Annotated in this window: 27 protein-coding genes; 21 read left to right on the forward strand and 6 right to left on the reverse strand. The window is 63.1% G+C overall.

Annotated features, from left to right (window positions below; translation table 11 throughout):
* Window positions 1-38 precede the first annotated feature (38 nt).
* The 4 genes from NTA49_RS05760 to NTA49_RS05775 all read left to right on the forward strand — a co-directional run bounded on the left by NTA49_RS05760 (window position 39) and on the right by NTA49_RS05775 (window position 5,078).
* Complete coding sequence (locus NTA49_RS05760) at window positions 39-353, forward strand: hypothetical protein (protein WP_258293707.1); 315 nt, start codon at window positions 39-41, stop codon at window positions 351-353.
* Between the two features lie 136 nt (window positions 354-489).
* Window positions 490-2,487 carry a DNA primase gene (dnaG, locus tag NTA49_RS05765; RefSeq protein WP_258293708.1) on the forward strand — a complete coding sequence of 666 codons (1,998 nt, stop codon included), beginning with the start codon at window positions 490-492 and terminating at the stop codon, window positions 2,485-2,487.
* A gap of 134 nt (window positions 2,488-2,621) precedes the next feature.
* Window positions 2,622-4,604, forward strand: coding sequence for an RNA polymerase sigma factor RpoD (gene rpoD, locus NTA49_RS05770; protein WP_258293709.1), 1,983 nt, complete (start codon window positions 2,622-2,624; stop codon window positions 4,602-4,604).
* 18 nt (window positions 4,605-4,622) lie between these two features.
* Window positions 4,623-5,078 (forward strand): thiol-disulfide oxidoreductase DCC family protein, encoded by a 456-nt coding sequence (locus tag NTA49_RS05775; protein WP_258293710.1) that lies wholly within the window; start codon window positions 4,623-4,625, stop codon window positions 5,076-5,078.
* Between the two features lie 6 nt (window positions 5,079-5,084).
* Here the strand turns inward: NTA49_RS05775 and NTA49_RS05780 are convergent, their stop codons facing one another.
* Window positions 5,085-5,759: an SDR family oxidoreductase gene (locus NTA49_RS05780; protein WP_258293711.1), complete on the reverse strand. Its 675-nt coding sequence runs from the start codon at window positions 5,757-5,759 to the stop codon at window positions 5,085-5,087.
* A gap of 122 nt (window positions 5,760-5,881) precedes the next feature.
* Here NTA49_RS05780 and NTA49_RS05785 point away from each other — a divergent pair, with 122 nt between their 5' ends.
* The 5 genes from NTA49_RS05785 (at window position 5,882) to ribD (ending at window position 8,917) form a co-directional block, all read left to right on the forward strand.
* Window positions 5,882-6,301, forward strand: a complete 420-nt coding sequence (locus NTA49_RS05785; RefSeq protein WP_258293712.1) for a hypothetical protein — start codon at window positions 5,882-5,884, stop codon at window positions 6,299-6,301.
* Between the two features lie 21 nt (window positions 6,302-6,322).
* The gene (locus tag NTA49_RS05790; RefSeq protein ID WP_258293713.1) at window positions 6,323-6,730 is read left to right on the forward strand and encodes a hypothetical protein; all 408 of its coding nucleotides are present in this window, start codon (window positions 6,323-6,325) and stop codon (window positions 6,728-6,730) included.
* A 52-nt stretch (window positions 6,731-6,782) separates the two neighbouring features.
* Window positions 6,783-7,199, forward strand: coding sequence for a secondary thiamine-phosphate synthase enzyme YjbQ (locus NTA49_RS05795; RefSeq protein ID WP_258293714.1), 417 nt, complete (start codon window positions 6,783-6,785; stop codon window positions 7,197-7,199).
* A 150-nt stretch (window positions 7,200-7,349) separates the two neighbouring features.
* The gene (gene nrdR / locus NTA49_RS05800) at window positions 7,350-7,817 is read left to right on the forward strand and encodes a transcriptional regulator NrdR (RefSeq protein ID WP_258293715.1); all 468 of its coding nucleotides are present in this window, start codon (window positions 7,350-7,352) and stop codon (window positions 7,815-7,817) included.
* Window positions 7,814-8,917, forward strand: coding sequence for a bifunctional diaminohydroxyphosphoribosylaminopyrimidine deaminase/5-amino-6-(5-phosphoribosylamino)uracil reductase RibD (gene ribD / locus NTA49_RS05805; RefSeq protein WP_258293716.1), 1,104 nt, complete (start codon window positions 7,814-7,816; stop codon window positions 8,915-8,917). Before nrdR ends, ribD begins: the two co-directional genes overlap by 4 nt.
* A 9-nt stretch (window positions 8,918-8,926) precedes the next feature.
* Here the strand turns inward: ribD and NTA49_RS05810 are convergent, their stop codons facing one another.
* The 3 genes from NTA49_RS05810 to NTA49_RS05820 form a co-directional block, all read right to left on the reverse strand.
* Window positions 8,927-10,936, reverse strand: coding sequence for a capsular polysaccharide biosynthesis protein (locus tag NTA49_RS05810; RefSeq protein WP_258293717.1), 2,010 nt, complete (start codon window positions 10,934-10,936; stop codon window positions 8,927-8,929).
* Window positions 10,937-10,960: 24 nt separating this feature from the next.
* Window positions 10,961-12,079, reverse strand: a complete 1,119-nt coding sequence (locus NTA49_RS05815; protein ID WP_261368177.1) for a polysaccharide biosynthesis/export family protein — start codon at window positions 12,077-12,079, stop codon at window positions 10,961-10,963.
* A 131-nt stretch (window positions 12,080-12,210) separates the two neighbouring features.
* Window positions 12,211-13,503 carry a capsule biosynthesis protein gene (locus NTA49_RS05820; protein WP_258293719.1) on the reverse strand — a complete coding sequence of 431 codons (1,293 nt, stop codon included), beginning with the start codon at window positions 13,501-13,503 and terminating at the stop codon, window positions 12,211-12,213.
* Between the two features lie 167 nt (window positions 13,504-13,670).
* On the opposite strand from NTA49_RS05820, the gene NTA49_RS05825 reads away from it, so the two are divergent.
* Window positions 13,671-14,258 carry a riboflavin synthase gene (locus NTA49_RS05825; RefSeq protein WP_258293720.1) on the forward strand — a complete coding sequence of 196 codons (588 nt, stop codon included), beginning with the start codon at window positions 13,671-13,673 and terminating at the stop codon, window positions 14,256-14,258.
* Between the two features lie 59 nt (window positions 14,259-14,317).
* Here the strand turns inward: NTA49_RS05825 and NTA49_RS05830 are convergent, their stop codons facing one another.
* Window positions 14,318-15,595 carry a serine hydrolase domain-containing protein gene (locus NTA49_RS05830; RefSeq protein WP_258293721.1) on the reverse strand — a complete coding sequence of 426 codons (1,278 nt, stop codon included), beginning with the start codon at window positions 15,593-15,595 and terminating at the stop codon, window positions 14,318-14,320.
* 197 nt (window positions 15,596-15,792) lie between these two features.
* On the opposite strand from NTA49_RS05830, the gene ribB reads away from it, so the two are divergent.
* Genes ribB through NTA49_RS05850 form a run of 4 tightly spaced genes read left to right on the forward strand, consistent with a single transcriptional unit; the run spans window position 15,793 to window position 18,915 of the window.
* Window positions 15,793-16,932: a 3,4-dihydroxy-2-butanone-4-phosphate synthase gene (gene ribB / locus NTA49_RS05835; RefSeq protein WP_258293722.1), complete on the forward strand. Its 1,140-nt coding sequence runs from the start codon at window positions 15,793-15,795 to the stop codon at window positions 16,930-16,932.
* Window positions 16,932-17,483 carry a 6,7-dimethyl-8-ribityllumazine synthase gene (locus tag NTA49_RS05840; RefSeq protein ID WP_258293723.1) on the forward strand — a complete coding sequence of 184 codons (552 nt, stop codon included), beginning with the start codon at window positions 16,932-16,934 and terminating at the stop codon, window positions 17,481-17,483. The genes ribB and NTA49_RS05840 overlap by 1 nt, the downstream gene beginning before the upstream one ends.
* Window positions 17,480-17,947, forward strand: a complete 468-nt coding sequence (gene nusB, locus NTA49_RS05845; protein WP_258293724.1) for a transcription antitermination factor NusB — start codon at window positions 17,480-17,482, stop codon at window positions 17,945-17,947. Before NTA49_RS05840 ends, nusB begins: the two co-directional genes overlap by 4 nt.
* Window positions 17,947-18,915, forward strand: a complete 969-nt coding sequence (locus NTA49_RS05850; RefSeq protein ID WP_258293725.1) for an NADPH:quinone oxidoreductase family protein — start codon at window positions 17,947-17,949, stop codon at window positions 18,913-18,915. The genes nusB and NTA49_RS05850 overlap by 1 nt, the downstream gene beginning before the upstream one ends.
* Here the strand turns inward: NTA49_RS05850 and NTA49_RS05855 are convergent.
* Window positions 18,902-19,879, reverse strand: a complete 978-nt coding sequence (locus NTA49_RS05855) for a DMT family transporter (RefSeq protein ID WP_258293726.1) — start codon at window positions 19,877-19,879, stop codon at window positions 18,902-18,904. The two genes, NTA49_RS05850 and NTA49_RS05855, sit on opposite strands and share 14 nt — an antisense overlap.
* A gap of 100 nt (window positions 19,880-19,979) precedes the next feature.
* On the opposite strand from NTA49_RS05855, the gene NTA49_RS05860 reads away from it, so the two are divergent.
* The 7 genes from NTA49_RS05860 to NTA49_RS05890 all read left to right on the forward strand — a co-directional run bounded on the left by NTA49_RS05860 (window position 19,980) and on the right by NTA49_RS05890 (window position 25,105).
* Window positions 19,980-20,534: a CoxG family protein gene (locus NTA49_RS05860; protein WP_258293727.1), complete on the forward strand. Its 555-nt coding sequence runs from the start codon at window positions 19,980-19,982 to the stop codon at window positions 20,532-20,534.
* A gap of 86 nt (window positions 20,535-20,620) precedes the next feature.
* Entirely contained in the window at window positions 20,621-21,550 is a 930-nt protein-coding gene (locus NTA49_RS05865; protein WP_258293728.1) for an ABC transporter ATP-binding protein, read from the forward strand.
* Window positions 21,547-22,308, forward strand: coding sequence for an ABC transporter permease (locus NTA49_RS05870; protein WP_258293729.1), 762 nt, complete (start codon window positions 21,547-21,549; stop codon window positions 22,306-22,308). Before NTA49_RS05865 ends, NTA49_RS05870 begins: the two co-directional genes overlap by 4 nt.
* Window positions 22,309-22,356: 48 nt before the next feature.
* The gene (locus NTA49_RS05875) at window positions 22,357-23,154 is read left to right on the forward strand and encodes a S49 family peptidase (protein ID WP_258293730.1); all 798 of its coding nucleotides are present in this window, start codon (window positions 22,357-22,359) and stop codon (window positions 23,152-23,154) included.
* A gap of 3 nt (window positions 23,155-23,157) precedes the next feature.
* The gene (locus NTA49_RS05880) at window positions 23,158-23,319 is read left to right on the forward strand and encodes a hypothetical protein (RefSeq protein WP_258293731.1); all 162 of its coding nucleotides are present in this window, start codon (window positions 23,158-23,160) and stop codon (window positions 23,317-23,319) included.
* 2 nt (window positions 23,320-23,321) lie between these two features.
* Entirely contained in the window at window positions 23,322-24,305 is a 984-nt protein-coding gene (locus NTA49_RS05885) for a calcium/sodium antiporter (RefSeq protein WP_261368165.1), read from the forward strand.
* Between the two features lie 20 nt (window positions 24,306-24,325).
* Complete coding sequence (locus NTA49_RS05890) at window positions 24,326-25,105, forward strand: SDR family oxidoreductase (RefSeq protein WP_258293733.1); 780 nt, start codon at window positions 24,326-24,328, stop codon at window positions 25,103-25,105.
* The last annotated feature ends 156 nt before the right edge of the window (window positions 25,106-25,261 follow it).

A 25,261-nucleotide genomic window follows, 5' to 3' on the forward strand; every position in this document is an offset into this window, starting at 1 on the left:
ACCCAAAGTCATAACACACGTCCTAAATGAGGCCCGCAATGACCCGTATGTTAAAAATTGCCGCAGCGACGCTCACCGCTGCCGCCATGTCGACCACCGCCTTCGCCGCCGACACCAAGGAACAAAGTTGCGCGCATCAGGCCGCCATCGTCTCTGCCGTGCAAGACGCGCGTCTGGACGGGGTCCGGGAACAGGCCGTTCCCGCCGCCATCCTCGAGGCCGAACACAGCTGGCCAGACGCCTATGATGCCGCAATCCCGATCATCGCGCCTTGGGTTTACCAACAAGAGCGCCGCGACCTTCGAACCAAGGATTTCGCAGGCGCATGGTCGGAACTTTGCCTGCAACAGTAAGCGCGCCCGCTTTCTTTTGGCCTCAAAATATCCCCGCCGGAGGCTCCCGCAGTCACCGTCGGGTGCGACATCGGGAATTAACCTGCGCGCGCACCGCATCTGGACTCTGACGCTCCGCGATACGATATAATAGGGCATGAGCCTGCCCCCCGGATTCCTCGACGAACTGCGCACCCGCCTCAGCCTTGGACAGGTTGTGGGCCGCAAGGTCATGTGGGACAGCCGCAAGTCAAACCAGGCCAAGGGCGATCTGTGGGCCCCGTGCCCATTCCACCAGGAAAAATCTGCCAGCTTTCACGTCGATGACCGCAAGGGGTTCTACTATTGCTTCGGCTGCCACGCCAAGGGCGATGCCATATCCTTCGTGCGTGAGACCGAGAACGTCGATTTCATGGAGGCAGTGCGGATTCTGGCGGGCGAGGCGGGCATGCCCATGCCTCAGCGCGACCCGCAAGCCCAGCAAAAGGCCGACACCCGCACCCAACTGGCCGAGGTGATGGAGCAGGCGGTGCAATACTACCGTCTTCAGCTGAAAACCGGCGTCGCATCGGACGCGCGCGCCTATCTGGAACGGCGTGGCCTCAGCCAACAGGCGCTGGACCGTTGGGAAATCGGCTTTGCCCCCGATGCCTGGCAGGGGCTCTGGGACCATCTGAAGTCCAAGAACATCGCCGACGATCTGATAATCGGCGCAGGGCTGGCCAAGCCCAGCCAGAAGGGCGGCAAGCCCTATGACACCTTCCGTGGGCGCATCATGTTCCCGATCCGCGACGCGCGCGGGCGCTGCACGGCCTTCGGCGGGCGCGCGATGGACCCCGACGACAATGCCAAATACCTGAACTCGCCCGAGACCGAACTGTTCGACAAGGGGCGCAGCCTCTACAATCACGGGCCTGCGCGCACAGCGGCGGGCAAGGGTCAGCCGCTGATCGTGGCCGAGGGGTACATGGACGTGATCGCCCTGTCCGAGGCCGGTTTCGGGGCTGCAGTCGCCCCCCTTGGCACCGCGATCACCGAAAGCCAGTTGCAGATGCTCTGGCGGATTTCGCCCGAACCGATTATCGCGCTGGACGGCGACACCGCCGGTCTGCGTGCGGCGATGCGGCTGATAGACCTGTCCCTGCCTCTGGTCGAGGCGGGGCAATCCCTGCGCTTTGCGATGATGCCCGAAGGGCAGGACCCCGACGATCTGCTGAAAGCTTCTGGCGCCCCCGCGCTGCAAAAACTGCTGGATGCGGCGATGCCGATGGTGCGCCTGCTGTGGCAGCGCGAGACCGAGGGCCGCGTTTTCGACAGCCCCGAACGCAAGGCGGCGCTGGACAAGGCCCTGCGCGAAAAAATCAAGATGATCGCCGACCCGTCGATCCGCAGTCATTATGGGCAAGAGATCAAGGAGCTGCGCTGGCAGCTGTTCCGCCCGCAGCGCACGCCCTCTGGCACCGCACGATCCGGTGGCCAGCGCAGCGGTAGTTTTGGTAAGGGCGGTTTTGGCAAGTGGCAACCTGCGCCCGTGCCGCTGCCCTCGACCAAATCCTCGGCGCTGGCCATGGCACCGGGCGACACGGTCACGCACATGCTGCGCGAATCGGTGATCATGGCGGCGCTGATTACCTGCCCTCAGGTGGTCGAAGCCTTTGAAACGCCACTGGAAAGGCTGCGCTGCATCAACCCCGACAACGCCGCCCTGCGCGATCTGATCCTGCGTCATGCCCACGAGGGGCCAGAGGTGTTGCGCGAAAAGATTTCCAGCGCACGGGGCCCCGAAGCCCTTGAAAACCTGCTGAGTGCAAGCCATGTCGCAATCGTTCCATGTATCCGCACGCCGGGCGACGCCGACATGGCCCGGATCACCGTGGCCGAAGAACTGGCAAAACTGTCGGCGGCGCGCGGGCTGGACGCCGAAATTGCCGATGCCGCCGAAGACCTGACAGGGGTGGCCGACGAAGGAGTGACCTGGCGGCTGAGCCAGGCCGCCGAGGCCGCAGACAGTGCCAACCGCAGCACCCAGAAAGAGGGCAGCGGGGATTTTGTGACAGCCGACAATGGCGTGAAGCTGGAAAAGGGCGAAGTGACCCGCAGTCGCGCTATGTTCGATGCCATCGACTTCTCGAAGCGGGGCAGAAAACAACACTAGGGAGGTTTTCGTTGGGAAACCTCGGGAAAATAACGGTACACGGGTGGCCGAATCACCCGAATCGTGAATGATTCCCTGTTAATCGAATCACTGTATGGTGATTCGTGACAGGAGTGCTTGAACAGGAGCAACCGATGGCCGCGAAAGACACAAACGAAGACACCAAGACCGACGATTCCGACACCGGTCACTCGCTTGATATGAGTCAGGCGGCCGTCAAGAAGATGATCGCCGAAGCCCGCGAGAAGGGCTACATCACCTACGACCAGCTGAACACCGTGCTGCCGCCCGATCAGGTCAGTTCCGAGCAGATCGAGGACGTGATGTCGATGCTGTCCGAAATGGGCATCAACATCATCGAGGACGAGGAAGCCGAGGACGAGGACAAGGGTTCGACCGACCTGACCACGACCGAAGGCACCCGCGAGATCACGCTGGGCTCGGGCACCTCCGAGAAACTGGACCGCACCGACGACCCGGTGCGCATGTACCTGCGCGAGATGGGCAGCGTCGAATTGCTCAGCCGCGAGGGCGAGATCGCCATCGCCAAGCGCATCGAGGCCGGCCGCAACACCATGATCGCGGGCCTTTGCGAAAGCCCGCTGACGTTCCAGGCGATCACCATCTGGCGCGACGAACTTCTCAGCGAAGACATTCTTCTGCGCGATGTGATCGACCTCGAGGCGACATTCGGCGACCAGCTGGGCGACGAAGTCACCACCGAACCTGTGGTTTCGGGGGCCTCCTCGGAGACATCGAAGTCGAACGACGGTGGCAAGTCCGAGCTGGACGCGGACGGCAACCCGATTGCCGACGATGACGACGAGGACGAAGACGAACAAGCCAACATGTCGCTGGCCGCAATGGAAGCCGCGCTGAAACCGCAGGTTCTCGAAGCGCTGGACATCATCGCCGACGATTACGTCAAGCTGAGCCAGATGCAGGACAGCCGGATTTCGGCCACGCTGAACGAAGACTCCAGCTTCAGCGAGGTCGACGAGACCACCTATCAAAAGCTCCGGTCGGAAATCGTGCTGCTGGTCAACGAACTGCACCTGCACAACAACCGTATCGAAGCGCTGATTGACCAGCTTTACGGCATCAACCGCCGCATCATGCAGATCGACAGTGCCCTGGTGAAGCTGGCGGATCAGGCGCGCATCAACCGCAAGGAATTCGTGGACGCCTATCGTGGCCACGAACTTGACCCCAACTGGATGGAGCGGATGGGCGAACGCTCAGGTCGCGGCTGGCAGATGTTCATCGAACGCTCTGCGGACAAGGTGGACGAGCTGCGCGCAGACATGGCACAGGTCGGTCAGTACGTCGGTCTGGACATCTCGGAATTCCGCCGCATCGTGCAGCAGGTCCAGAAGGGCGAGAAAGAAGCCCGTCAGGCCAAGAAGGAAATGGTCGAAGCGAACCTGCGGCTGGTGATTTCGATTGCCAAAAAATACACCAACCGCGGTTTGCAATTCCTCGACCTGATCCAGGAAGGCAACATCGGCCTGATGAAGGCGGTGGACAAGTTCGAGTACCGTCGTGGTTACAAGTTCTCGACCTATGCGACATGGTGGATCAGACAGGCGATCACGCGCAGCATCGCGGATCAGGCGCGCACCATCCGTATTCCGGTGCACATGATCGAGACGATCAACAAGCTGGTCCGCACCGGTCGCCAGATGCTGCACGAGATTGGCCGCGAACCGACGCCCGAGGAATTGGCAGAAAAGCTGCAGATGCCTTTGGAAAAGGTCCGCAAGGTGATGAAAATCGCCAAGGAGCCGATTTCGCTCGAGACGCCCATCGGCGACGAGGAAGACAGCCAGCTGGGCGATTTCATCGAGGACAAGAATGCCGTGCTGCCGCTGGACAGCGCCATTCAGGAAAACCTCAAGGAAACGACGACACGTGTGCTGGCGTCGCTGACCCCGCGCGAGGAACGTGTGCTGCGGATGCGCTTTGGCATCGGCATGAACACCGACCACACGCTGGAAGAAGTCGGCCAGCAGTTCAGCGTCACCCGCGAACGGATCCGCCAGATCGAGGCGAAAGCGCTGCGCAAGCTCAAGCACCCCAGCCGGTCGCGCAAGCTGCGGTCGTTCCTGGATCAGTAAAGTCAGGGGGACAACAGCATGTCCCGTCCGATAGATGTTCTGCCAGCAACACAGGTCGCGGTCCTTCGGGGCCGCGACCTTATCGTTTTTGACGGGGAATGTGTGCTTTGCTCGGGCTTTTTCCGCTTTGTACTGCGCCATGACCATGCGCAGCGGTTTTCTTTCGTCACCGCGCAATCGCCTTTGGGTCAGGCGCTCTACAAAGCGCTCGATCTGAACGCCGACGACTTCGAGACCAACCTGGTGATCGTGAACGGGCTAATCTACGAAAAGCTGGACGCCTTCGCCGCCGCCATGTCCGCGATGGGCTGGCCGTGGCGCGCCTTCGCCGCCGCCAAACGGATGCCCACCGTCATCAAGCGACCGCTTTACGACGTCATCGCGCGGAACCGCTACCGCATCTTCGGGCGTTACGACACCTGCATGGTGCCCGATAAGGACGTGCGGGCGCGGTTCATAGACACCGCGCCCTGACAGGGCTCAGTTCGTCGGCATCAGGAACACTTCGCGCACCGTGTTGCGCGGATCGGCGTTCAGGGCATGCACGACCGCATCTGCCACATCCTCGGGTTGCAGCTTGTCGGGCTTCTCCTCGTCAAAGAACCCGGTGTTGACCATGCCGGGGGCGACGATGGTACAGCGCCCGCCCCATTCGTTCATCTCGTCGGCCAGATTGCCGCCGTAGCCGTGCACGAACCATTTGGACGCGCCGTAGATCGACCCCTTGATGTGCCGACGACCAGCGGCGGAGCCGGTCAGAACCATGTGGCCCTTCACCGGTTTCAGGTGCGGCATCGCCACCTTGGCCGTGTAGAGAAGTGCCATAATGTTCAGTTCAATCAGGTCCTTCCACTCCGACGGATCACCGTTTTCGGTGCCCGGTGTGTCCAGCCCCATGCCTGCATTGGCATAGGCCGCGTGAACCCCGCCGAACTTTGCCGCCAGCTTGTCGATCGCGTTCTTCTGCGCATCCAGATCGGTCGCGTCACCGGGCAGCGCCATGGCCTGATCGCCGATCTCTGCCGCCAGTGTGTCGATTTTGTCGGCAGAGCGCGCGAACAGCCCGACGTTCCAGCCAGCCGCCGCAGCAGCCCGCGCAGTCGCAGCCCCGATGCCCGATGATGCGCCGGTGATGAAGAGTGTCTTGTTGCTCATGTCTGTCTCCTGAATTGCTCAAAGGGAACAACGCGCGAGCACGGCAGTTGTTCAGTGACGACCATGTGATTGGCGGCGCAGGCCCTGCATCTTATGTAGGGGCAGAGAGAGGAAATAAGATCATGTACAATTTGCCAATCGTCGCAAGCCTCGCACTTGCCCTGACCAGCCTGCCAGCGGCGGCCCAATACGTTGATATCTTCATCGCGCCCAAGCTTGAGGTGAACCCGCTGTCTGACACCACATACGAGGTGATCGAAAAGGGCGGTGCAGGCCCCCGCGAGATCTGGTGCGCGGCAGCCGATTACGCCATTCGCGATCTGGGCAAGCAACGTGGGCGCATCTACGTCGTCGCGCCGCGCGGCCCTGCGCAGACCCGTGCCGGGGAGACTGGCGTGGCGTTCTCGACGCGCGATCCTGGCATCGCTGCGCGCACCGGCTATTCGGTGACCACGGACATCGCGGGGGCGAACCTGCTGGTGTTTCACGCCGAACAGTTCTGCAAAGACCAGATCATCGAGAAGAACGATATTTTCCCCTGAGGGCAGGGACAGGAGGCCCCGATGCTGAAAACACTGACCACGATCCTTGGCCTTGCGGTCGCCACGCCCGGCTTGACCCAAGGTCTGTCCGACCCCAGCGACCTGACGATCGCGCCGCTCTCCGCCGACACTTTCGAGGTGATCGAGGGCCAGGGCGCAGGTGCGCGTGGCCTGTGGTGCGCGGCGGCAGACCATGCCCGCGATGCGCTGAACCCCGCACACGGCGCGCGGCTATATGTGGTGACCCCTCGCGGTCCCAGCCAAGCCGTGCCGGGACGCACCGCCGTCACATTTTCGCTGTCCCCACAAGACACGGTGCCGCGCCAGACCGTGATCGCAGCGCTTTCCACCTATCAGGCCGGATCGACCCTTTCGGTCTCCCATGCGCTGTCTTTGTGCGCAGGCCAGCGGGTGCCGGGCAGCTTGTAATCCATGCAAGGAACCGCTTGCAGCCCCTTCGGCGCTGCGGCACCTTCGCACCATGCAGACCCTGTTTCACATCGACACCCGTGGCCCCGGCCTGACCGAATTCACCATGACCGTCGCGCGCTGGCTGCACGGACAGGGCGACGGGCTGCTGACGCTTCTGGTGCAGCACACATCGGCCTCGCTGCTGATCCAGGAGAACGCGGACCCCGAGGTGCAGACCGACTTGAACGCCTATTTCGCGCGTCTGGTGCCACCCACGACCGATCCGTCGATGTCCTATCTGACCCACACCTACGAAGGTCCCGATGACATGCCCGCCCATATCAAGGCGGCGATGCTGCCGGTGTCGCTGTCCATTCCGGTGACGGCGGGGCGCATGGTGTTGGGCACGTGGCAGGGCATCTACCTGTTCGAACACAGGAACCGTCCGCATCAGCGCAAGGTCGCGGCCCATTTCCGCCCGGATTGACCCATAGCGCAGGAGTGCAGGGGCAAAAATAGGCGGCCTATCTTGCGGTCGCATTTCTACTCTACCCAAAACCTAGGGAACCCCCTATAACTGTGGATAAGTGCGGGTCAAACCCCACAACGAGGCGGGACAAAAGAAGGGGACAGACCAATGCGCTGCCCATTTTGCGGAAATATCGACACCCAGGTCAAGGACAGCCGACCGGCAGAGGATCACGTTTCGATCCGGCGCCGCCGCTTTTGTCCGGCCTGTGGTGGCAGGTTCACCACCTATGAGCGCGTCCAATTGCGCGATCTGGTGGTCATAAAATCCAGCGGCAAACGCGAGGATTTCGACCGCGACAAGCTGGAACGCTCGATCCGCATTTCGATGCAGAAACGTCCCATCGAGCCTGAGCGCATCGACCAGATGATTTCGGGCATCGTGCGGCGACTGGAATCGCTGGGCGAGACCGACATTCCGTCCAAAGCCATCGGCGAGATCGTGATGGAGGCTCTGGCCCGTATCGACACCGTGGCCTACGTGCGTTTTGCCAGCGTTTACAAAAACTTCCAGGCGGCTGATGACTTTGACAAGTTCGTGCAGGAACTGCGTCCCGATCAGCCAATGGATGAGTGAGCGTCGCATCTGACAGCCGCTACATGGCGCTGGCCCTGTCGCTTGGGCGGCGGGGGCAGGGCAATACCGCGCCCAATCCGGCAGTGGGCTGCGTCATCGTCTCAAATGACCGGATTGTCGGACGCGGCTGGACCCAGCCGGGCGGGCGGCCCCATGCCGAGGTCGTGGCCCTCGATCAGGCCGGGTCAGCAGCGCGCGGTGCGACCGTCTATGTCACGTTGGAACCCTGCGCCCACCACGGCCAGACGCCGCCCTGCGCGCAGGCGCTGATCCGTGCGGGCGTCGCCCGCGTGGTGGTCGCCGTGGCCGACGTTGATGGCCGCGTGGATGGCAAGGGGCTGGCGATGCTGCGCGATGCAGGGATTGCTGTCGAAGAAGGCCTGATGGCCAACCGCGCCTTTGCCGATATGGCCGGATTTTTCCGCCGCGTGGTCATGGGCCGCCCCGAGGTCACCCTGAAACTCGCCAGCAGCTTTGATGGACGCATCGCCACCGGCACCGGCGAAAGCCAGTGGATCACGGGCCCCGAAGCGCGGCGCGTGGGCCACGCCATGCGCCTGCGCCACGATGCGGTGATGGTCGGCGGCGGCACCGCGCGCCATGACGATCCGTCCCTGACGGTGCGCGATATGGGAGTATCGAACCAGCCCGCGCGCGTGGTGGTGACGCGCCGCCTCGATCTGCCCTTGCTGGGCAATCTGGCGCGAACGGCGCGGGATATTCCCGTGATCCTGTGCCACGGCAAGGACGCCGACAAAGATCTGCAACGCACCTGGTCCGAGCTGGGGGCCACCTTGCTGCCCTGCCAGATCAGCGGTGGCCAGCTTGATACCCATGACGTTCTGACCCAACTGGGCGCACACGGACTGAACCGGGTCTACTGCGAAGGCGGCAGTGCGCTTGCCGCATCTCTGCTGGCGAATGATCTGGTGGACCGGCTGGTGGGCTTTACCGCAGGTCTCGCAATCGGTGCCGAGGGGCTGCCGGGCGTCGGGGCTCTGGGGCTCGGGTCACTCTCCGAGGCGGCACGGTTCAAGCTGATTGAGGTGCGCAGCATAGGGCCGGATGTGATGCACCTGTGGGAGCGAGCCGAGGGGTAAGTTACCGAACTAACGCCACAAATGCGCGTATGAGGCAAAGACGCCCTGCAGCTTTGCGGCCAGCCGGTTCAGCGCACCGGGATGCGGCACGTCACCCGAGGCCAGCCGTTCGGTGACCACCTCGACGGGGCAGGGCAGGCCACTTTTGGGGTCGAAATAGCGCGGGTAATCAATCAGCGTGGCATGGACCAATCCGGCCAGGTCAGGCAGCGCGCGGCGGCGCGGTGGCACGTCGCCGCGATCATCGGTCAGCCCCCAGCCCGCATAGAACGGCGCGCCGGTGGTGGTGACGGGCACGCCCCGCACCAGCGCCTCGAACCCTGTCAGCGAGGTCATGGTCCACAGCCGGTCCACCTGTCCCAGAAGCGCTGCAATGTCGGTCTGCGCGGCGACCACATCCGCGATGTCGCTCGCGTCAAAGGCCCCGGCGCGCAGGCCTGCCTCGACGTCCGGGTGCGGTTTGTAGATCAGCGTGGCCTCGGGGTGCGCGGCACGCGCGGCCTCAAGCAAGGCGCGATTTGTACATATTTCGCCCGATCCTGTACGTATCGACGCGTCATCCTCGACCTGCCCCACAACCAGCACGCAGGGGCCATCGGGCAGTTCAGGCAGTGCACCGCCCAGGTTGTATTTGCTCAGTGCCGCATCCTTCAGCTGCCGGATCAGTGCCTCGGCGCGGGCGCGCTGATCGGGGCGCAGGCTGGCCCGCTCGGCAATCAGACGTTCCAGACGGCTGGGCTGGGACGGGTCGTAGTAGATCCCCAAGTCATCAGTCACCAGCGACAGCGGCGGCACCAGCTCGGCGCCCAGACCGCGCGACCGCAGAAAGCCGTCCTCGACACGCACGGCATCGCCATGCCCCACCTGCGCCTTGCCCGCCCAGACCATCCAGGGCCGCCCGGTGGCGCGGGCTCGGGCAGGGTCGTCCTGAAAGACCATCCGCTTGTGACGGCCAAAGACCTTTTGCAGGGGCGCGCGTTTCCACAGGCGCATGCCGCTGGCCACCCAGCTGAGGTGATCGGCGCGCCATGCGCGGGTTTGTGCGGCGAGTGTCTCGATGGCAGTTTCGGCGCTGCACAGGCAATCGCGATAAGGATCGTACCATTTGGGATAGAGCAGCATCGCCCCCGCGAAAAGCTGCGCGCGAGTCAGGCTGCGCTGGCGGCGCTGCACCGGAAATTCGTCGGTGGTTAGCCCCCAGCCCGCATAGAACGGTTGCCCGAACACGCGGGGCTTGTGGCCCGCGAAGATCGCCTCGAACCCCAGTTGCGACGAGACGGTGTAGACGCCGATGGCCCCCTCGAACAGGGTCCACGGGCTGATCGCGTCGTCCATCATCGTGATGCGGTCGTTGCAATCGGCAGCGGTGAAATACCCCTGGCGGAACCCTTGGGCGGTCTCGGGATGCGTCTTGATCACGATGGGCGCGCCGGGGTGTTCCTCTTGCGCGACAAAGAGCATTTCGAGAAATCGGTTGCGGTCGGCCCCGCTGGCGCGCACCGACGCGTCGCCGAATGTCTGGTCGATGACCACCACATAGCCCGGCGTCAGCGGCGCGCGCGTGGCATCGAAGGCGGTATATTTGGTCAGATGCGCCTCTTGCAGCCGCGCGATGCAGCCGCGGGCGCGGTTCAGCAGGGCGGTGTCGTCCAGCGGGTCGTCGCGCAGGATCTTCTCAAGGTCGGATGGCTGCGCAGGGTCGAAATGCAAACCGGAATAGTCGATCAGCAGGCCCAGCGGCGGATCGCCCGCCCGCCCGGATGCACGCCCCGGAAACAGCGAGCGCAGCCAGGCGTCTTCGATCCGCACGAGGGGCGCGCCATGTTTCGCGGCGATGCTCTCGCCCCGATGCGCGGTCGGGCTGTTGCCCCAGACGCCCACCAGATCACCCTCGCGCGGCAGGCCCAGCGCAATCTTGTAGCCTGCCAGTTGCAGAATGCGCCGCACCCGGCGCTGGGTCAGAAAACCGCCGTTGTAAACGCAAAGCCGCCGGACCTTTTCAGGTCCGGCGACGTGCATGCCCTGCGGTGCAGGCGTCAAAGGTCAGTTTCCGGCGATGCTTGCCAGCGAGTTGACGGACCCCGCAGGCCCGGTCAGCGCCGAGAGGATCTTGGTGAACTGCGTATAGGGTGCTTCGGTCACGTAGATCGTGTCGCCATCGCGGATCAGGAAGTCGCGCGCCTCGAACATGCCATTGGGTTGCGTCAGGTCCAGGACATAGACCATCCGCTGCGCCCCTTGCAGGTCGTTGCGGCCCAGAACCGAATTGGCGATGACCGCGTCTTCGTTGCGCATCACGAAGATGCCCGTCGGGTCCGCCGTCACGGGGTTCAGACCGCCGACCTGCGCGATGGCTTCCAGCGCGCTCATGTTCTGGCTTTTGAATGGAACACGGGCCTGACCGCCCGTTGCACCCAGCGCCGTAAAGGCGCGGGTGTCTTCCTCGACCAGAACCCGGTCGCCACCGCGCAAGGCGATGTCGAGTTCGGGGTGGTCATAGAGGTCCTGCAGCCAGATCTTGCCGCGCTGCGTGCCGCGAATGACGGTCACTTGCGCGATTTCGGGCGGGATGGTCACGCCGCCCGCGCGGGCCAGCATGGCCCCCAGCGTGCGCGTGGGCCGCTCGATCGCGTAAACACCCTGGCCGCCGATCGCACCGATCAGCGACACGGTCGAGCCGTCACCGGCGAGCCTGCGCACCTGCACTTGCGGGTCAGGGGTCTGCTCTTCAAGCTTGGCGGTGATGATGCGGCGAATGGCTTCGGGGCTGTTGCCCGCGGCACGGATACGGCCCGCATAGGGCACAAAGATGAACCCGGCACCGTCGACCTGCACTTCTTCCAGCGGGGTGGCGTTCTGCATTTCGCCGGCCAGCAGGCCGTCATCGACGTTTTCCCAGATCGTCAGGCCCAGCACGTCGCCGGGCTGGATCGTGTCCGACCCCAGAACGGCGGCGGATTTGAACCCTTCGGAAAAGCCAAGGGCGGGCACCACGGACGTGGCACGGGTGACGCGATCATTGACCGCTACGATGAACGAATCACCCTCGCGTTGGACGGAGCCGGCATAAATCTGCCGTTTGTTGGGGCCAACCTGTGGCAAACCACACGAGCCGAGAACAGCAATCGCTGTCAGCAGCGCGACAGGGCGCGCCCACTTCATACCATGGAAAATCACTGCGCGGTCTCCTCGACCTATTCTTGTTCTGCCTCAAAATCCCCGATTGTTTCGGGGTATTAGCGACCAAGCTACCGGAATCCGCAGAGAAAATCTACCGCTAGGGGTGGTGTGGTTCAGTTGACCAACCGCAACTGTTGCCTTGGAGCCGCGGTTCCGGATTTTAGTGCGTCATACGGATCTTCGGGTGAGAGCATCATGTCGACAACATGGCGTAGCAATTGCCGCCGCCCGCGCGACGAATAGAAGCCGCCCGGCAGTTGCGAGGTTTCCAGCAGATAGCGCCGGTAATCCTTGTAGGCCTTGTTGTCGGGGCGGGTGGCGCCACGGAAAAACGCATCGAGCGGTTGGTCCGACACGAACTCGGGCTGGTTGTAGACCGCGCGGCCAAAGACCTTGAGCGGGATGCCCCGCCACAGCACCTGTTGGCCTGCGGTGGAATTCACGGTCACGGCGCTGCGCGCTTCGTTCATCAGGCCCGCCAGCTTGCCGCCGCGCACATAATGCACTCGGTCCATGACGCCGTATTCGCGGGCCAGCCTGCGGATGGCACGGCGCACCGGAACGCGACCATCCTCCAGCGGATGATCCTTGAACACAAGGTGGTGGTGGTTCGGCGCACCCTTCGCAAATCCCTCGATCACCACCTTGAGGAAGTCAGACATCGTGTCGAAGGGCGAATGTTGCTGAAAACTGGAATCATGTTCCAGTTGCAGCAGCGCCAGATGATAGGGAAAGCCGCCGTGGCGCACACGCAGCGTGCTGATCCGCCGGTCGATGGCGTGGAATGGCATCAGCAGCAGCCGACGCACGTAGAGCTGGAATTCCTTGGTCACGCCGATGCTGCGATGCGGGCGGAAATTGCGGTAGTCGCCGTTTCGGAACATCACGAACCAATGGTAGAGCGCGCCATAGAACACGTGCTGGCGCATGTCGCCCCAATGAGCGGGGGGCAGAGGGGCCTCCATGTCGGACATGGCCAGCGCCTCTTGCATCTGGGCAATGCTCATGCCCATCAGCCGCGAATTGCCGTTGGTGCCGCCGCGTTCGTAAGTGACCCAATAGGGCCTCATATAGCCTTCTTCGAAAACATGCACGGTGATCCCGCGCCGCTTCGCCTCGGCCACGGCGCTGGCGTGGATGGGACGGGTGTCACCATAAAGCACGATGTCGGTCACATTGCGGGCGGTGCACAGATCGGCAAAGGTCTGCGGCCAATCCTCGGCCGTGCCGCGATAGGGGATATAGCTGGACGGGTGGAACCAGAAGGCCCGGTCGCCCGCATTGAAACCCACACGGCACACGGACGCCCCCGCGCGGCGCAGCATTTTTCCAAGACGGTTGAAAAATGGTCCGTGCGGGCCCTGCAGGAACAGGAATACGCGTTGATCGGCGGTCGTGTGTGGCATCGGTTCCCTGACTGGACGGAAAAGGTTATCTTCCAGTGACCATCCAAATCCGGCTGAAATATGACTGTGCTTGGGCATTTGCGCAATGGCTGCGGATCTTGCACACCTCTTGCGCGGGGGCACCGGCAGGTTTAGCTGAAAGGATCAGCGTCAAAGGGGGCACCGCCATGTTTACAGGGATCATCACGGATATCGGCAAAGTCGCCGCATTGGAGCACGCGGGCGACCTGCGCGCGCGGATCGAAACCAGCTATGACACGGCCCGCATCGACATGGGGGCGTCTATCGCGTCGGACGGGGTTTGCCTGACTGTCGTGGCGTTGGGCGACGATTGGTATGATGTGGACATCAGCGCAGAGACCTTGTCGAAGACCAACCTTGGGGCATGGACCGAAGGCAAGCGGGTCAATCTGGAGCGCGCGCTGAAGGTGGGCGACGAGCTGGGCGGTCACATCGTGTCGGGCCACATCGACGGCGTGGCCGAGGTGATCTCGGTCACGGACGAGGGCGACAGCACGCGTGTGAAATTGCGCGCACCTGCCGCCCTGTCGCGGTTCATCGCGTCCAAGGGGTCGGTTGCTCTGAACGGCACATCGCTGACGGTGAACGAGGTGGACGGCGACGTGTTCGGCATCAACTTTATCCCGCACACCAAGGAAATGACGACCTGGGGCGACGTGGCCGTGGGCGACGCCATCAACCTCGAGATCGACACACTGGCCCGCTACGTCGCGCGGCTGGCCGAGGCTGGCTGAGAACTGATGCGCCCCCGCAGGTGTGTGCAGGGGCGCTTTGGTTTCAGGTGCGGTGCAGCTTAGTCCTGACTTTCCGCGATGGCGCTGAACGCCAGATTCTTGAAGATCACGCGCAGCGGGCCGCGATTGGCCGGTGACTGGATCATCAAAAGCGCGATCATGTCTTCCTTGGGGTCGGTGTGATAGGCCGTGCCTGCAGCACCACCCCAGTTGAACTCGCCCTCCGAGCCCAGCGAGGGCGCATTGCCGTTCTGCAACCGCACCGCATAGCCCAGACCAAAGCCATAGCCGGGACCGGGCAAGTAGTATTTGCCGGGCGTGATCCCCTCCAGGTGGTTCGCGGTCATCAGTTGCACCGTCATGGGCGACAACAGGCGGGTGCCGTTCAATTCGCCGCCGTTCAGCATCATCTGCGCGAATTTGGAATAGTCGTGCACTGTGGACATCAACCCGCCGCCGCCCGACTGGTTTGGTTTGCGCACGCGTGGATCGAAGACGTCGCCTTCACCCAGGCCGGCCTGATCCGAGAATGGTTCGGCGATGCGGGGGAAGTCGGCCTCGTCGTCGATGTAGAACGCGGTGTCGTCCATGCCCAGCGGCTCGAAGATACGGGCGGTCATGAACTCTTCGAGGCTTTGGCCCGAGACTTTCTCGACCACGGCCCCCAGCACGTCGGTGGCGCGGGAATATTCCCACGTGGTGCCCGGATCATGTTCCAGCGGCAAGCTGGCCAGCAGGTTTGCCTGCTCGATGCCCGTATTCTCTGACGAAAATACGCCCGCCTCGTTATAGGCCTCGCGCGCAGGGCCCGCGCCGAAGAACCCATAGGTCAGCCCGGCGGTATGGCGCATCAGGTCGCGCACCGTCATCGTGCCCTTGGCGGGGCGGGTGACGGCATTGCCCTCGGCGTCGGTCTCGCCGGTGACGACGGTCATGTCCTTGAACGCGGGCAGGTAGTTGGCAACCGGAGCCTCGAGCACCAGCCGCCCCTCTTCGACCAGCATCATCGCGGCGACGGTGGTGATCGGTTTGGTCATCGAATAGATGCGAAAGAGCGTGTCTTCGGTCATCGGCTCGCCGTCAGGCGTGCGTTTGCCAAGCGTCGACAGATGCGCGATCTGGCCGTCGCGGATCAGCATGATGACGGCGCCGGGGGTCATCCCCTTGTCGATCAGCGCGCTGAACGTGGCGTCCATCCGGGCCAGGCGCGATGGGTCCAGCCCCAGTTCGGTCGCGTCGCCCCGTGGCAGTTCCTGCGCAAGCGATGCGGTCACAGAGGCCAGCGCGGTGGCAATGGTGACGGCCCCGGCAAGCAGGCCGGTTCTGAGTGTAATCATCGTGTTTCTCCTCCCAAAGAAAGTGCGACTTTTGTGTGTCGCGGTATCAGACTAACGAATTTGCAACGCGCGGTGGAAGTTACCCTGCGGCGCTTTGGCTTGTGCATCGGCGCACAGCCCCCTGAACGACAGCCCGCACTGGCGTTTTGCGACCTTAGGGATTATCTGCCGGATAACAGTTCAAACGGAGGCGCCACATGCCCGAGAGCAAGACATTCGAAACGCCAGGCCCCGTCGAAGGCAGCCTTGCGGACGCCATCAGCCCGATCGAAGAGATCATCGAGGAAGCACGCGCGGGCAAGATGTTCATTCTGGTCGACCACGAAGACCGCGAGAACGAGGGCGATCTGGTGATCCCCGCAGGTTTTGCCGATGCCAAGGCTGTGAACTTCATGGCGACGCACGGGCGCGGGCTGATATGCCTGACGCTGCCCGCCGAGCGGATCGAGGAACTGGGCCTGCCGATGATGGCGATGCACAACTCGTCGCGGCATGAAACCGCGTTTACCGTCAGCATCGAAGCGCGCGAGGGCGTAAGCACCGGCATCTCCGCCGCCGACCGGGCGCTGACCGTTGCGACCGCGATCAACCCGCAGGCGGGTGCCGCCGATATCGCGACGCCCGGCCACGTGTTTCCGCTGCGCGCCCGTCCCGGCGGCGTTCTGGTGCGCGCCGGTCACACCGAGGCAGGCTGCGACGTGGCGCGGCTGGCGGGGCATTACCCTGCGTCGGTCATCTGCGAGATCATGAAACCCGACGGCGAGATGGCGCGCCTGCCCGATCTGGTGGACTATGCGCGAGAGCATGGGCTGAAGATCGGCACGATAAGCGATCTGATCGCGTATCGCCGCCGCCACGACAATCTGGTGGACCAGACCGATGCGCGCAAGGTGACGTCGGAATTCGGTGGCGAATGGGACATGCGGATTTTCACCGACCAGACCTTTGGCGTCGAACACGTGGCGCTGATCAAGGGCGACATCTCCACGCCCGAACCTGTGCTGGTGCGCACCCATGCGCTGGATGTCTCGACCGACGTGCTGGGTCTGGGCCCTGCACCCGCCGCCGAACTGCCGCGCGCGATGCAGATCATTGCCGAGGAGGGCCGTGGCGTCGTCTGCCTGTTCCGCCAGCCGCGCAAGACGCTCAGCGACGAGGTGTCTGGCGAAGATGGCCCGCGCACCGTCAAGAACACCGGGCTTGGCGCGCAGATCCTGTCCAATCTCGGGGTGCATCAGCTGATCCTGCTGACGGACCACCCGCAAACGCGCTATCTGGGTCTGGATTCGTATAACCTGGAAATCACGGGCACCCGCCCGATCATGGGAGACGCCTGATGGCCGGAACCGAACAACACTATGTGCTGGATCGCCCAAGCTTTGACCGGCCGGTGAAGATCCTGATCGTGGTCTCGCCCTATTACAAGGACATCGCCGACAATATGGTCGCCGGTGCCAAGGCCGAAATCGAGGCGGCGGGCGGCACCTGGGATCTGGTCGAAATGCCCGGCGCGCTGGAAATTCCCACCGCCATCGGCATCTCGGACCGCGCGTCGAACTTCGACGGCTACGTGGCGTTGGGCTGCGTTATTCGTGGTGAAACCACCCACTACGAGACCGTGTGCAACGACAGCAGCCGCGCGCTGCAATTGCTGGGTCTGCAGGGCCTGTGCATCGGCAACGGCATCCTGACCGTCGAGACCCGCGCGCAGGCCGAAGTGCGCGCCGACGTGAACGGCCAGAACAAGGGCGGTGGGGCGGCGGCTGCGGCCTTGCATCTTGTCGCGCTCGCCCGTAAATGGCGGGGCCAAAGCAAAGGCATCGGGTTCAAACCGGCCTCTGAGAACACCCTGCTTGCAGGCGACAAAGACGGATCTTCCACAGCATGACCCTTTCGGGCAATCAAAAACGCAAGATGCGCTCGGCCTCGCGGCTTTATGCGGTTCAGGCGCTGTTCCAGATGGAACATTCCAGCATGACCGTCGAGGCGGTGCAGCGCGAGTTTCTGGACCACCGTTTCGGTGCGATCTACGAAGGCGACGAGATGCAGGAAGGCGATCCCGACCATTTCGCGCGGGTGCTGGAAGATGCGGTGAACTATCAGGCGTCGATCGACCAGATGACCGACCGTGCGCTGGTGGCGAAATGGCCGATTGCACGGATTGATCCCACATTGCGCGCACTGTTCCGCGCCGCCGGCGCCGAGTTCCGCGATCAAGGCACGCCGCCCAAGGTGGTGATCGTCGAATACGTCGACGTGGCCAAGGCTTTCTTTCCGGACGGCAAGGAGCCCAGCTTTGTGAATGCGGTTCTGGACCACATGGCGCGCGAGGCGCGGCCCGAAGGCTTCTGATGCGGGCGATGCAGATCCGGGCCCTTGGTGCGCCGCTGAAACTGCATGACATCGCCATGCCGGAACCCGGCGTGGGCGAGGTGCGGGTCAGGGTGCGCGCCTGCGGTCTGAACTTTGCCGATACGCTGGTGCAGGTCGGCAAATATCAGGAAAAATTTGATCTGCCGGTGACACCGGGGATGGAGCTCTGCGGCGTCATCGACGCGCTGGGCGAGGGCATGGACGGGTTCAGTGTCGGCCAGCGTGTCGCGGCCAACCCCGGACATGGGGGGCTTGCGGACTATGCCGTTGTGCCCGCCAGTGCCTGCGTGCCGATCTCTGACGACATGCCCGACGCGGATGCGGCTGCGTTTCTGGTGGCCTATGCCAGCAGCCACATGGCGCTGGACCACCGGGCCCATCTTCAGCCCGGCGAGCGGCTTTTGGTGCTGGGTGCATCGGGTGGCGTGGGGCTGACGGCGGTGGAACTGGGCAAGCTGATGGGCGCCGAGGTCATTGCCTGTGCGCGTGGAGCCGACAAGCTGGAAATCGCGCGCAAGGCGGGGGCCGACCATCTGATCGACAGCGATGCGGATGACCTGCGAGAGGCCGTGCTGGATCTGGGCGGGGCCGACGTGGTCTATGACCCCATCGGCGGCGATCTGTTCACTGCCGCGATGCGCGCCTGCAACCCCGAGGCGCGCATCCTGCCCATCGGTTTTGCCAGCGGCACGGTGCCGCAAATTCCGGCCAATATCCTGCTGGTGAAGAACCTGACCGTCATCGGCTTTTACGTCGGTGGCTACAAGCGTTTCGCGCCCCACGTGCTGACCCGCAGCTTTGCCAAATTGATCGCGTGGTACGACGCGGGCAAGTTGCGCCCGCATGTCAGCAACGTGCTGCCGCTGGACCGTGCCAATGACGGGCTGGAGCTGTTGCGTTCGCGCAAGGCCACCGGCAAGGTCGTGATCGAGATCACCGCTGACTAAGCTTGGAACTCGCGATCAGCCGTGCCTTTTTCTGTTCGCGCAGGAACACGAACAGACCTGACGCGAGGATCAGCGTGATGCCGATCCAGACTTCGAGGACCGGGATTTCCGAAAAGATGATCCAGCCCCAGAACACCGCCAACGGCAGGCCCACATATTCGAACGGTGCCACGGTGGCCGCGTCGGTCATGCGGTAGGCCTGGCTGAGGCAATAACCGACGATGGCCGAGTTGAGGCCCAGCCCCAACAGTACCCAAATGTCCGCAGCGGCGGGCCAGACCCATGCGCGCAGCAGAAACAGCACCGACGGGCTGGTCGATCCTTCGGCGAAACGCCCGTCTCCGGCGACCGCGAAAAAGCCCAGGGAGACCACGATGAACGTGCCCTGAATGTAGACCGACAGGGCGCTGGCCTTGCTTTTGACACCAAGCTTGCGGGTCATCAGCTGGTTCATCGCATAGGTCAGCGCCGCCACCAGCGGCAGCAGCAGCACCAGTCGCGAGGCCGCGAGATCACCGCTGTCGACCCATGGCCGCTGCATGATGATGACGCCGACAAAGCCCACGACCACCGCACCCAGCCGCAGGGGCCCGACCTTTTCGCCCAGCACGGGGATCGACAGCAGCGTGATGAACAGGGGGGCCGCGAAGAACAACGCGGTGGCATCGGCCAAGGGCAGCGCGGCCAGCGCCAGAAAGAACGTCATGTTCGACACCACGATCAACAGCCCGCGCAGGGCATGCAGGCCTGGCGTGGAGGTGCGCAGGATCGACCAGCCGCCTTCCATCTGAACGACGCAAAGCGTGATCAGGATGCCGATCGCCGAGCGGACAAAGACGATCTCGTGGAGCGGATAGCCACCCGACAGCTGCTTGATCAGCATGTCGTTGATCGAAATGCTGAAAACGCCGATCAGGATGAAGAGGATGCCGATGTTGGCGCGATTCTGCAGAAGGCTTGTCATGGCTCCAGCCGTATCACGGTTCCTGCGGCTGTCACCCCCTCTTGGCGCATCATGTGCATTAGGATATGACCGGATCACAGCCCAGAGGGAGGCCACCCAGATGAAAATGACCGACACCCGCCAGATCGCGGCCCCGCCCGCAGATGTCTATGCCGCATTGCTGGACCCGCAGGTTCTGCAGGCCTGCGTGCCCGGTGCACAGGACGTGACCGGATCGCCCGAGGAAGGTTTCGAGGCGACGGTGGTGCAGAAGGTCGGCCCGGTGAAGGCCACGTTCAAGGGGCAGGTGACGCTGTCGGAGATGGTCGAGAACCAATCCTTGACCATCTCGGGCGAGGGCAAGGGCGGTGCCGCAGGCTTTGCCAAGGGGGCTGCGGACGTGCGCGTGGTCGAAAAAGACGGCGGCACCGAACTGAGCTATGACGTCGAGGCCAAGGTCGGCGGCAAGCTGGCGCAGTTGGGCAGCCGGATCATCGACGGTTTCGCCAAGAAGATGGCCGACCAGTTCTTTGACAACTTCAAGGCGGCGGTCGAGGGTCCCGCACCGGACGAGGTCGCAGACGCCGCCCCCGAGGAGGTCGTTCCCGATGTCGAAGTGGCCGATGCCGAGACGCCCAAGAAAAGCTGGCTGGGCCGGTTCAGCGGCAAGAGCTAAACGCGCACAGGTGTCTGTGCGCTCCTGCGCTGGTCATGGGCGCGCGCAGGCACTAGGTACACTGCGAACCTTACGGAGCTGCTCCCATGTCCCCCATTCTCGAAATCCGCGACCTGAAGAAATCCTACGACGGCGGGTTCGAGGCGCTCAAGGGCGTGAACCTGTCCATCGAAGAGGGCGAGATCATCGCGCTTCTCGGGCCGAACGGCGCGGGCAAGACCACGCTGATCTCTGCCATCTGCGGTATCATCATGCCGACGTCGGGCAGCGTCACCGTGGGCGGGCACGACATCGCCACCGACTTTCGCGCGACGCGCACCATGATCGGGCTGGTCCCGCAGGAAGTGTCGCTTGAACCCTTCGAGCGGGTCATCAGCACAGTGCGCTTTTCACGCGGGCTGTTCGGCAAGCGCGCCGATGATGCGCTGATCGAAAGCATCCTGAAACGCCTGTCGTTGTGGGACAAGCGCAACAGCCAGATCAAGGAACTGTCGGGTGGCATGAAGCGCCGTGTGCTGATCGCCAAGGCGCTGGCTCACGAGCCGCGCGTGCTGTTCCTGGACGAACCCACCGCCGGTGTCGACGTCGAGTTGCGCAAGGACATGTGGGACATCGTGGCCGATCTGAAGGCCGATGGCGTCACCATTATCCTGACGACGCATTACATCGAAGAGGCCGAGGCCATCGCCGACCGCATCGGGGTGATCGCCAAGGGGGAAATCCTGTTGGTCGAGGACAAGAACGCGCTGATGCAGCGGATGGGCAAGAAGGAACTGGAGGTGCAGTTGAGCGCACCGCTGGATGTGCTGCCCGACAGGTTGAAATCGGATGCGGTGCGGCTGGGCACGGACGGCTCCAGCCTGATCTACACCTACGACACCCGCGCCGAGCGCACGGGCATTACCAAACTGCTGAGCGACGTGGCCGCCGAGGGGCTGGTCCTGCGCGACGTGGTCACGCGGCAGTCCTCGCTTGAGGATATTTTCGTGACACTGGTCAAGGAGGACGCGGCATGAACTGGACGGCGATCAAATCAATCTATGTCTTCGAGATGACGCGGTTTTTCCGCACCTTCCTGCAATCTCTGATCTCGCCGGTGCTGTCGACATCGCTGTATTTCGTGGTGTTCGGTGCTGCCATCGGCAGCCGCATCAACGAGGTCGAGGGCGTGAGCTACGCCGCGTTCATCGTGCCGGGGCTGATCATGCTGTCGGTGATGACCCAAGGCATCTCGAACGGTTCGTTCGGCATCTACTTTCCCAAGTTCATCGGCACGATCTACGAATTGCTGTCGGCACCGGTAAACTTTCTGGAAATCGTTCTGGGCTACGTGGGCGCTGCGGCGACCAAGGCCATGTTCATCGGCACGATCATCCTGATCACCGCGTTTTTCTTTGTCGACATCACGATCCTGCACCCCGGCGCGATGGTGCTGTTTCTGGTCCTGACCTGCGTCAGCTTTTCGCTGTTCGGCTTCATCATCGGCATCTGGGCCAAGAACTTTGAACAGCTGCAACTGGTGCCCCTGCTGATCGTCACGCCCTTGGTCTTCCTGGGCGGATCGTTCTATTCGATCACGATGCTGCCGCCGGTCTGGCAGGCGATTTCGATGTTCAATCCGGTGGTCTACCTGATCTCGGGCTTTCGCTGGGCGTTCTTCGGCATTGCCGATGTGCCCATCGCCACCAGCCTGCTGGCGATTGCCGGATTCACCGGTCTGTGCCTGTTGGTGATCGGCTGGATCTTCCGGACCGGCTGGCGCATTCGGGAATAAACCGCGCTTGGCCTTGTTTGCGGTGCCTGCGCTGTCTACATCATCGGAATGAAACGTTTTATTCCCTTTATGAAATCCGATCCGTCGGTGGCTGTCGTGCGGATGCAGGGCGTGATCGCGGGCGGTACGCGTGGCACGCTGAATGATGCAAGCCTGGGGCCGATTCTTGAAAAGGCATTCTCGCGGGGCAAACCGGCGGCGGTGGCGCTGGAAATCAGCTCTCCTGGAGGCAGCCCGGTACAATCCTCGCTGATCGGGGCGCGCATCCGGCGGCTGGCCGAGGAAAAGAACATTCCCGTCATCGCCTTCGTGGAGGACGTGGCGGCATCCGGTGGCTACTGGCTGGCGGCGGCGGCGGACGAGATCTATGCCGACCCCTCGTCGGTTCTGGGGTCCATCGGGGTGATTTCCGCAGGGTTCGGCCTGCAGGACCTGATCGGTCGCTATGGCATCGAACGGCGCGTGCACACCGCCGGGAAATCCAAGTCGATGAACGACCCGTTTCGCCCTGAAACGGAAGAAGACGTCGCCCGGCTGGACCGGTTGCTGAACGACATCCACACCAACTTCATCGACCATGTCACCGCCCGGCGCGGCGGCAAGCTGGACAGCACCGAAGAGCTGTTCACCGGCGAGGTCTGGCTGGCAAAGCGTGCGCAGGAGCTGGGGCTGATCGACGGGATCGGTCACCTGAAACCGATGCTGAAACAGCGCTTTGGCGACAAGGTCCGTCTGCGCCGCTACGGTGTGCGCCGCCCGTTCCTGTCGCGCTTTGGGGCGCAGGTGTTTGAGGATGCGGGCCACATGATCGAAGAACGCGCCGCCTATGCGCGGTTCGGGCTCTGATCCATGCTGCTCAAGATTATTGTTCTGTTCTTCGTGTTTATCGCCGTTCTTGGCTTTTTCGGCAAGATGCACTGGCTGGGGGGCAAGCGCCTGAGCCAGACGAAATGCAAAAGCTGTGGTCGATACCGCATCGGCACCTCTCCCTGTCCCTGTAAAAAAGGCTGAAAATGTTGTTGCCGTGGATCATGTCGGGCCTCGGGCTCGTTATCTTGTTGTTTGCCGGTGACGCGCTGGTCAAAGGAGCGGTGAACCTCAGCCTGCGTTTCGGTGTGCCTGCGTTGATCGTCAGCCTGACCATCGTGGCCTTCGGCACCTCTGCGCCAGAACTGTTGATCTCGGTGCAGGCGATCTTGGACGGGGTGCCCAGCATGGCGCTAGGCAACGTGGTCGGATCGAATACGGCGAATATTTTGCTCGTGCTGGGTCTACCAGCAATCCTCGCGACGATGCATACCTCCGAGCACAACACCCGCAAGACGTTCCGCTTCATGATCTTGGCCACTGTCGTATTCATCGCGCTTGGCTTTCGCGGCGTCTACGACTGGATCGCGGGCATTGTCCTGCTGACGCTGATGGCCGGTGTGCTGTTCGACGCCTTTCGCCAGACCCGCAAGCACCGCCATGCAGGCAAGGCGGCGCGTGCCGCTGCCGAGGCCAGCGAGGACGATGAGCCAGAGGTCGAAGGTGCCGATCCCGACATGCAGATGTGGCGCATCCTGGCCTACCTGGTGGCCGGTCTGATCGGTCTGCCCGTGGGCGCGCAGCTGCTGGTGACCAACGCGACGGTGATCGCCACGGCGTACGGTGTCAGCGACACGGTGATTGGCCTCACGCTGGTTGCCGTCGGCACATCGTTGCCCGAGCTTGCCACCACGGTGATGGCCGCATTGCGTCGGCAAGCCGATGTGGCGCTGGGCAACGTCATCGGGTCCAACCTGTTCAATCTTCTGGCGATCATCGGCATTGCCACGATGGTGGGCCCGATCCCGGTCGATCCGCAGTTCCTGACCTTTGACTTCTGGGTGATGCTGGCCTCGTCGCTGCTGCTGCTGCCCTTCGTCTATTTCCGGCAGGACATCTCGCGGCTGTGGGGGGTGGTCTTGACCGCGCTCTATGCGGCCTATCTGTTGGTCGTGTTGTTCTACGTCTGAGTTCCTGAAAGGACCGCCCCATGACCCGCAGCCTTGTGACCGGCGCCGGCACCCGTCTTGGCCGCGCGATGGCGCTGTACCTCGCGCAGCGCGGGCACGACGTTGCGGTGCATTACGCAACCTCGTCGGAGGGGGCCGACGACGTGGTGCAACAGATCAAGGACATGGGCCGACATGCCATCGCCATCCAGGCCGATCTGCTGGACGATGACGCAACCCAGACGCTGTTCGGACAGGCGGTCGAGGGTTTGGGCGGGCCGATCACCTGTCTGGTCAACAATGCCTCGATCTTTGAATACGATACCATCCATTCGGCCACCCGCGACACGTGGGACAGGCACATGGGCAGCAACCTGCGCGCGCCGTTTCTGCTGACGCAGCGGATGGCGGCCCAAGGGCTGCAGGCCGATACCGATGACAACGGCGAACCTGTCGCCACCGCGCTGATCGTGAATATGGTGGACCAGCGCGTGCGCAAGCTGACGCCGGAATTCATGACCTATACGCTGGCCAAGATGGGGCTTTGGGCGCTGACCCAGACATCGGCGCGCGCGCTGGCCCCAGCGATCCGGGTCAATGCGATCGGGCCGGGTCCAACCCTGCAGGGTGCACGGCAAAGCGACGCGCATTTCGCCGCGCAACGGGCCGCGACGATCCTGGGGCGGGGGGCGAATGCCCCTGACATCACGGCTGCCCTGGGCTATTTCCTCGACGCTCCTGCCATCACGGGTCAGTTGCTGTGCGTCGATGGCGGTCAGCATCTGGCATGGCAAACACCGGACGTTCAAGGTGTGGAGTGAAACGAGTCGCAAGCGATTCGAGGGCTGTTCAGGCCCGCAGATCAAGTGAGGCCCCGAAAGTTTTGCACTGCGTTAATCTTGGTTACAAAACTGTTACGAAAAGCTACGTGTTTTCATAGGTTTGACGGATGGGAAAGAATTTTTCGATAAAAATCA

The sequence above is a fragment of the Pseudosulfitobacter koreensis genome, assembly GCF_024733015.1.
GTDB lineage: Bacteria > Pseudomonadota > Alphaproteobacteria > Rhodobacterales > Rhodobacteraceae > Pseudosulfitobacter > Pseudosulfitobacter koreensis.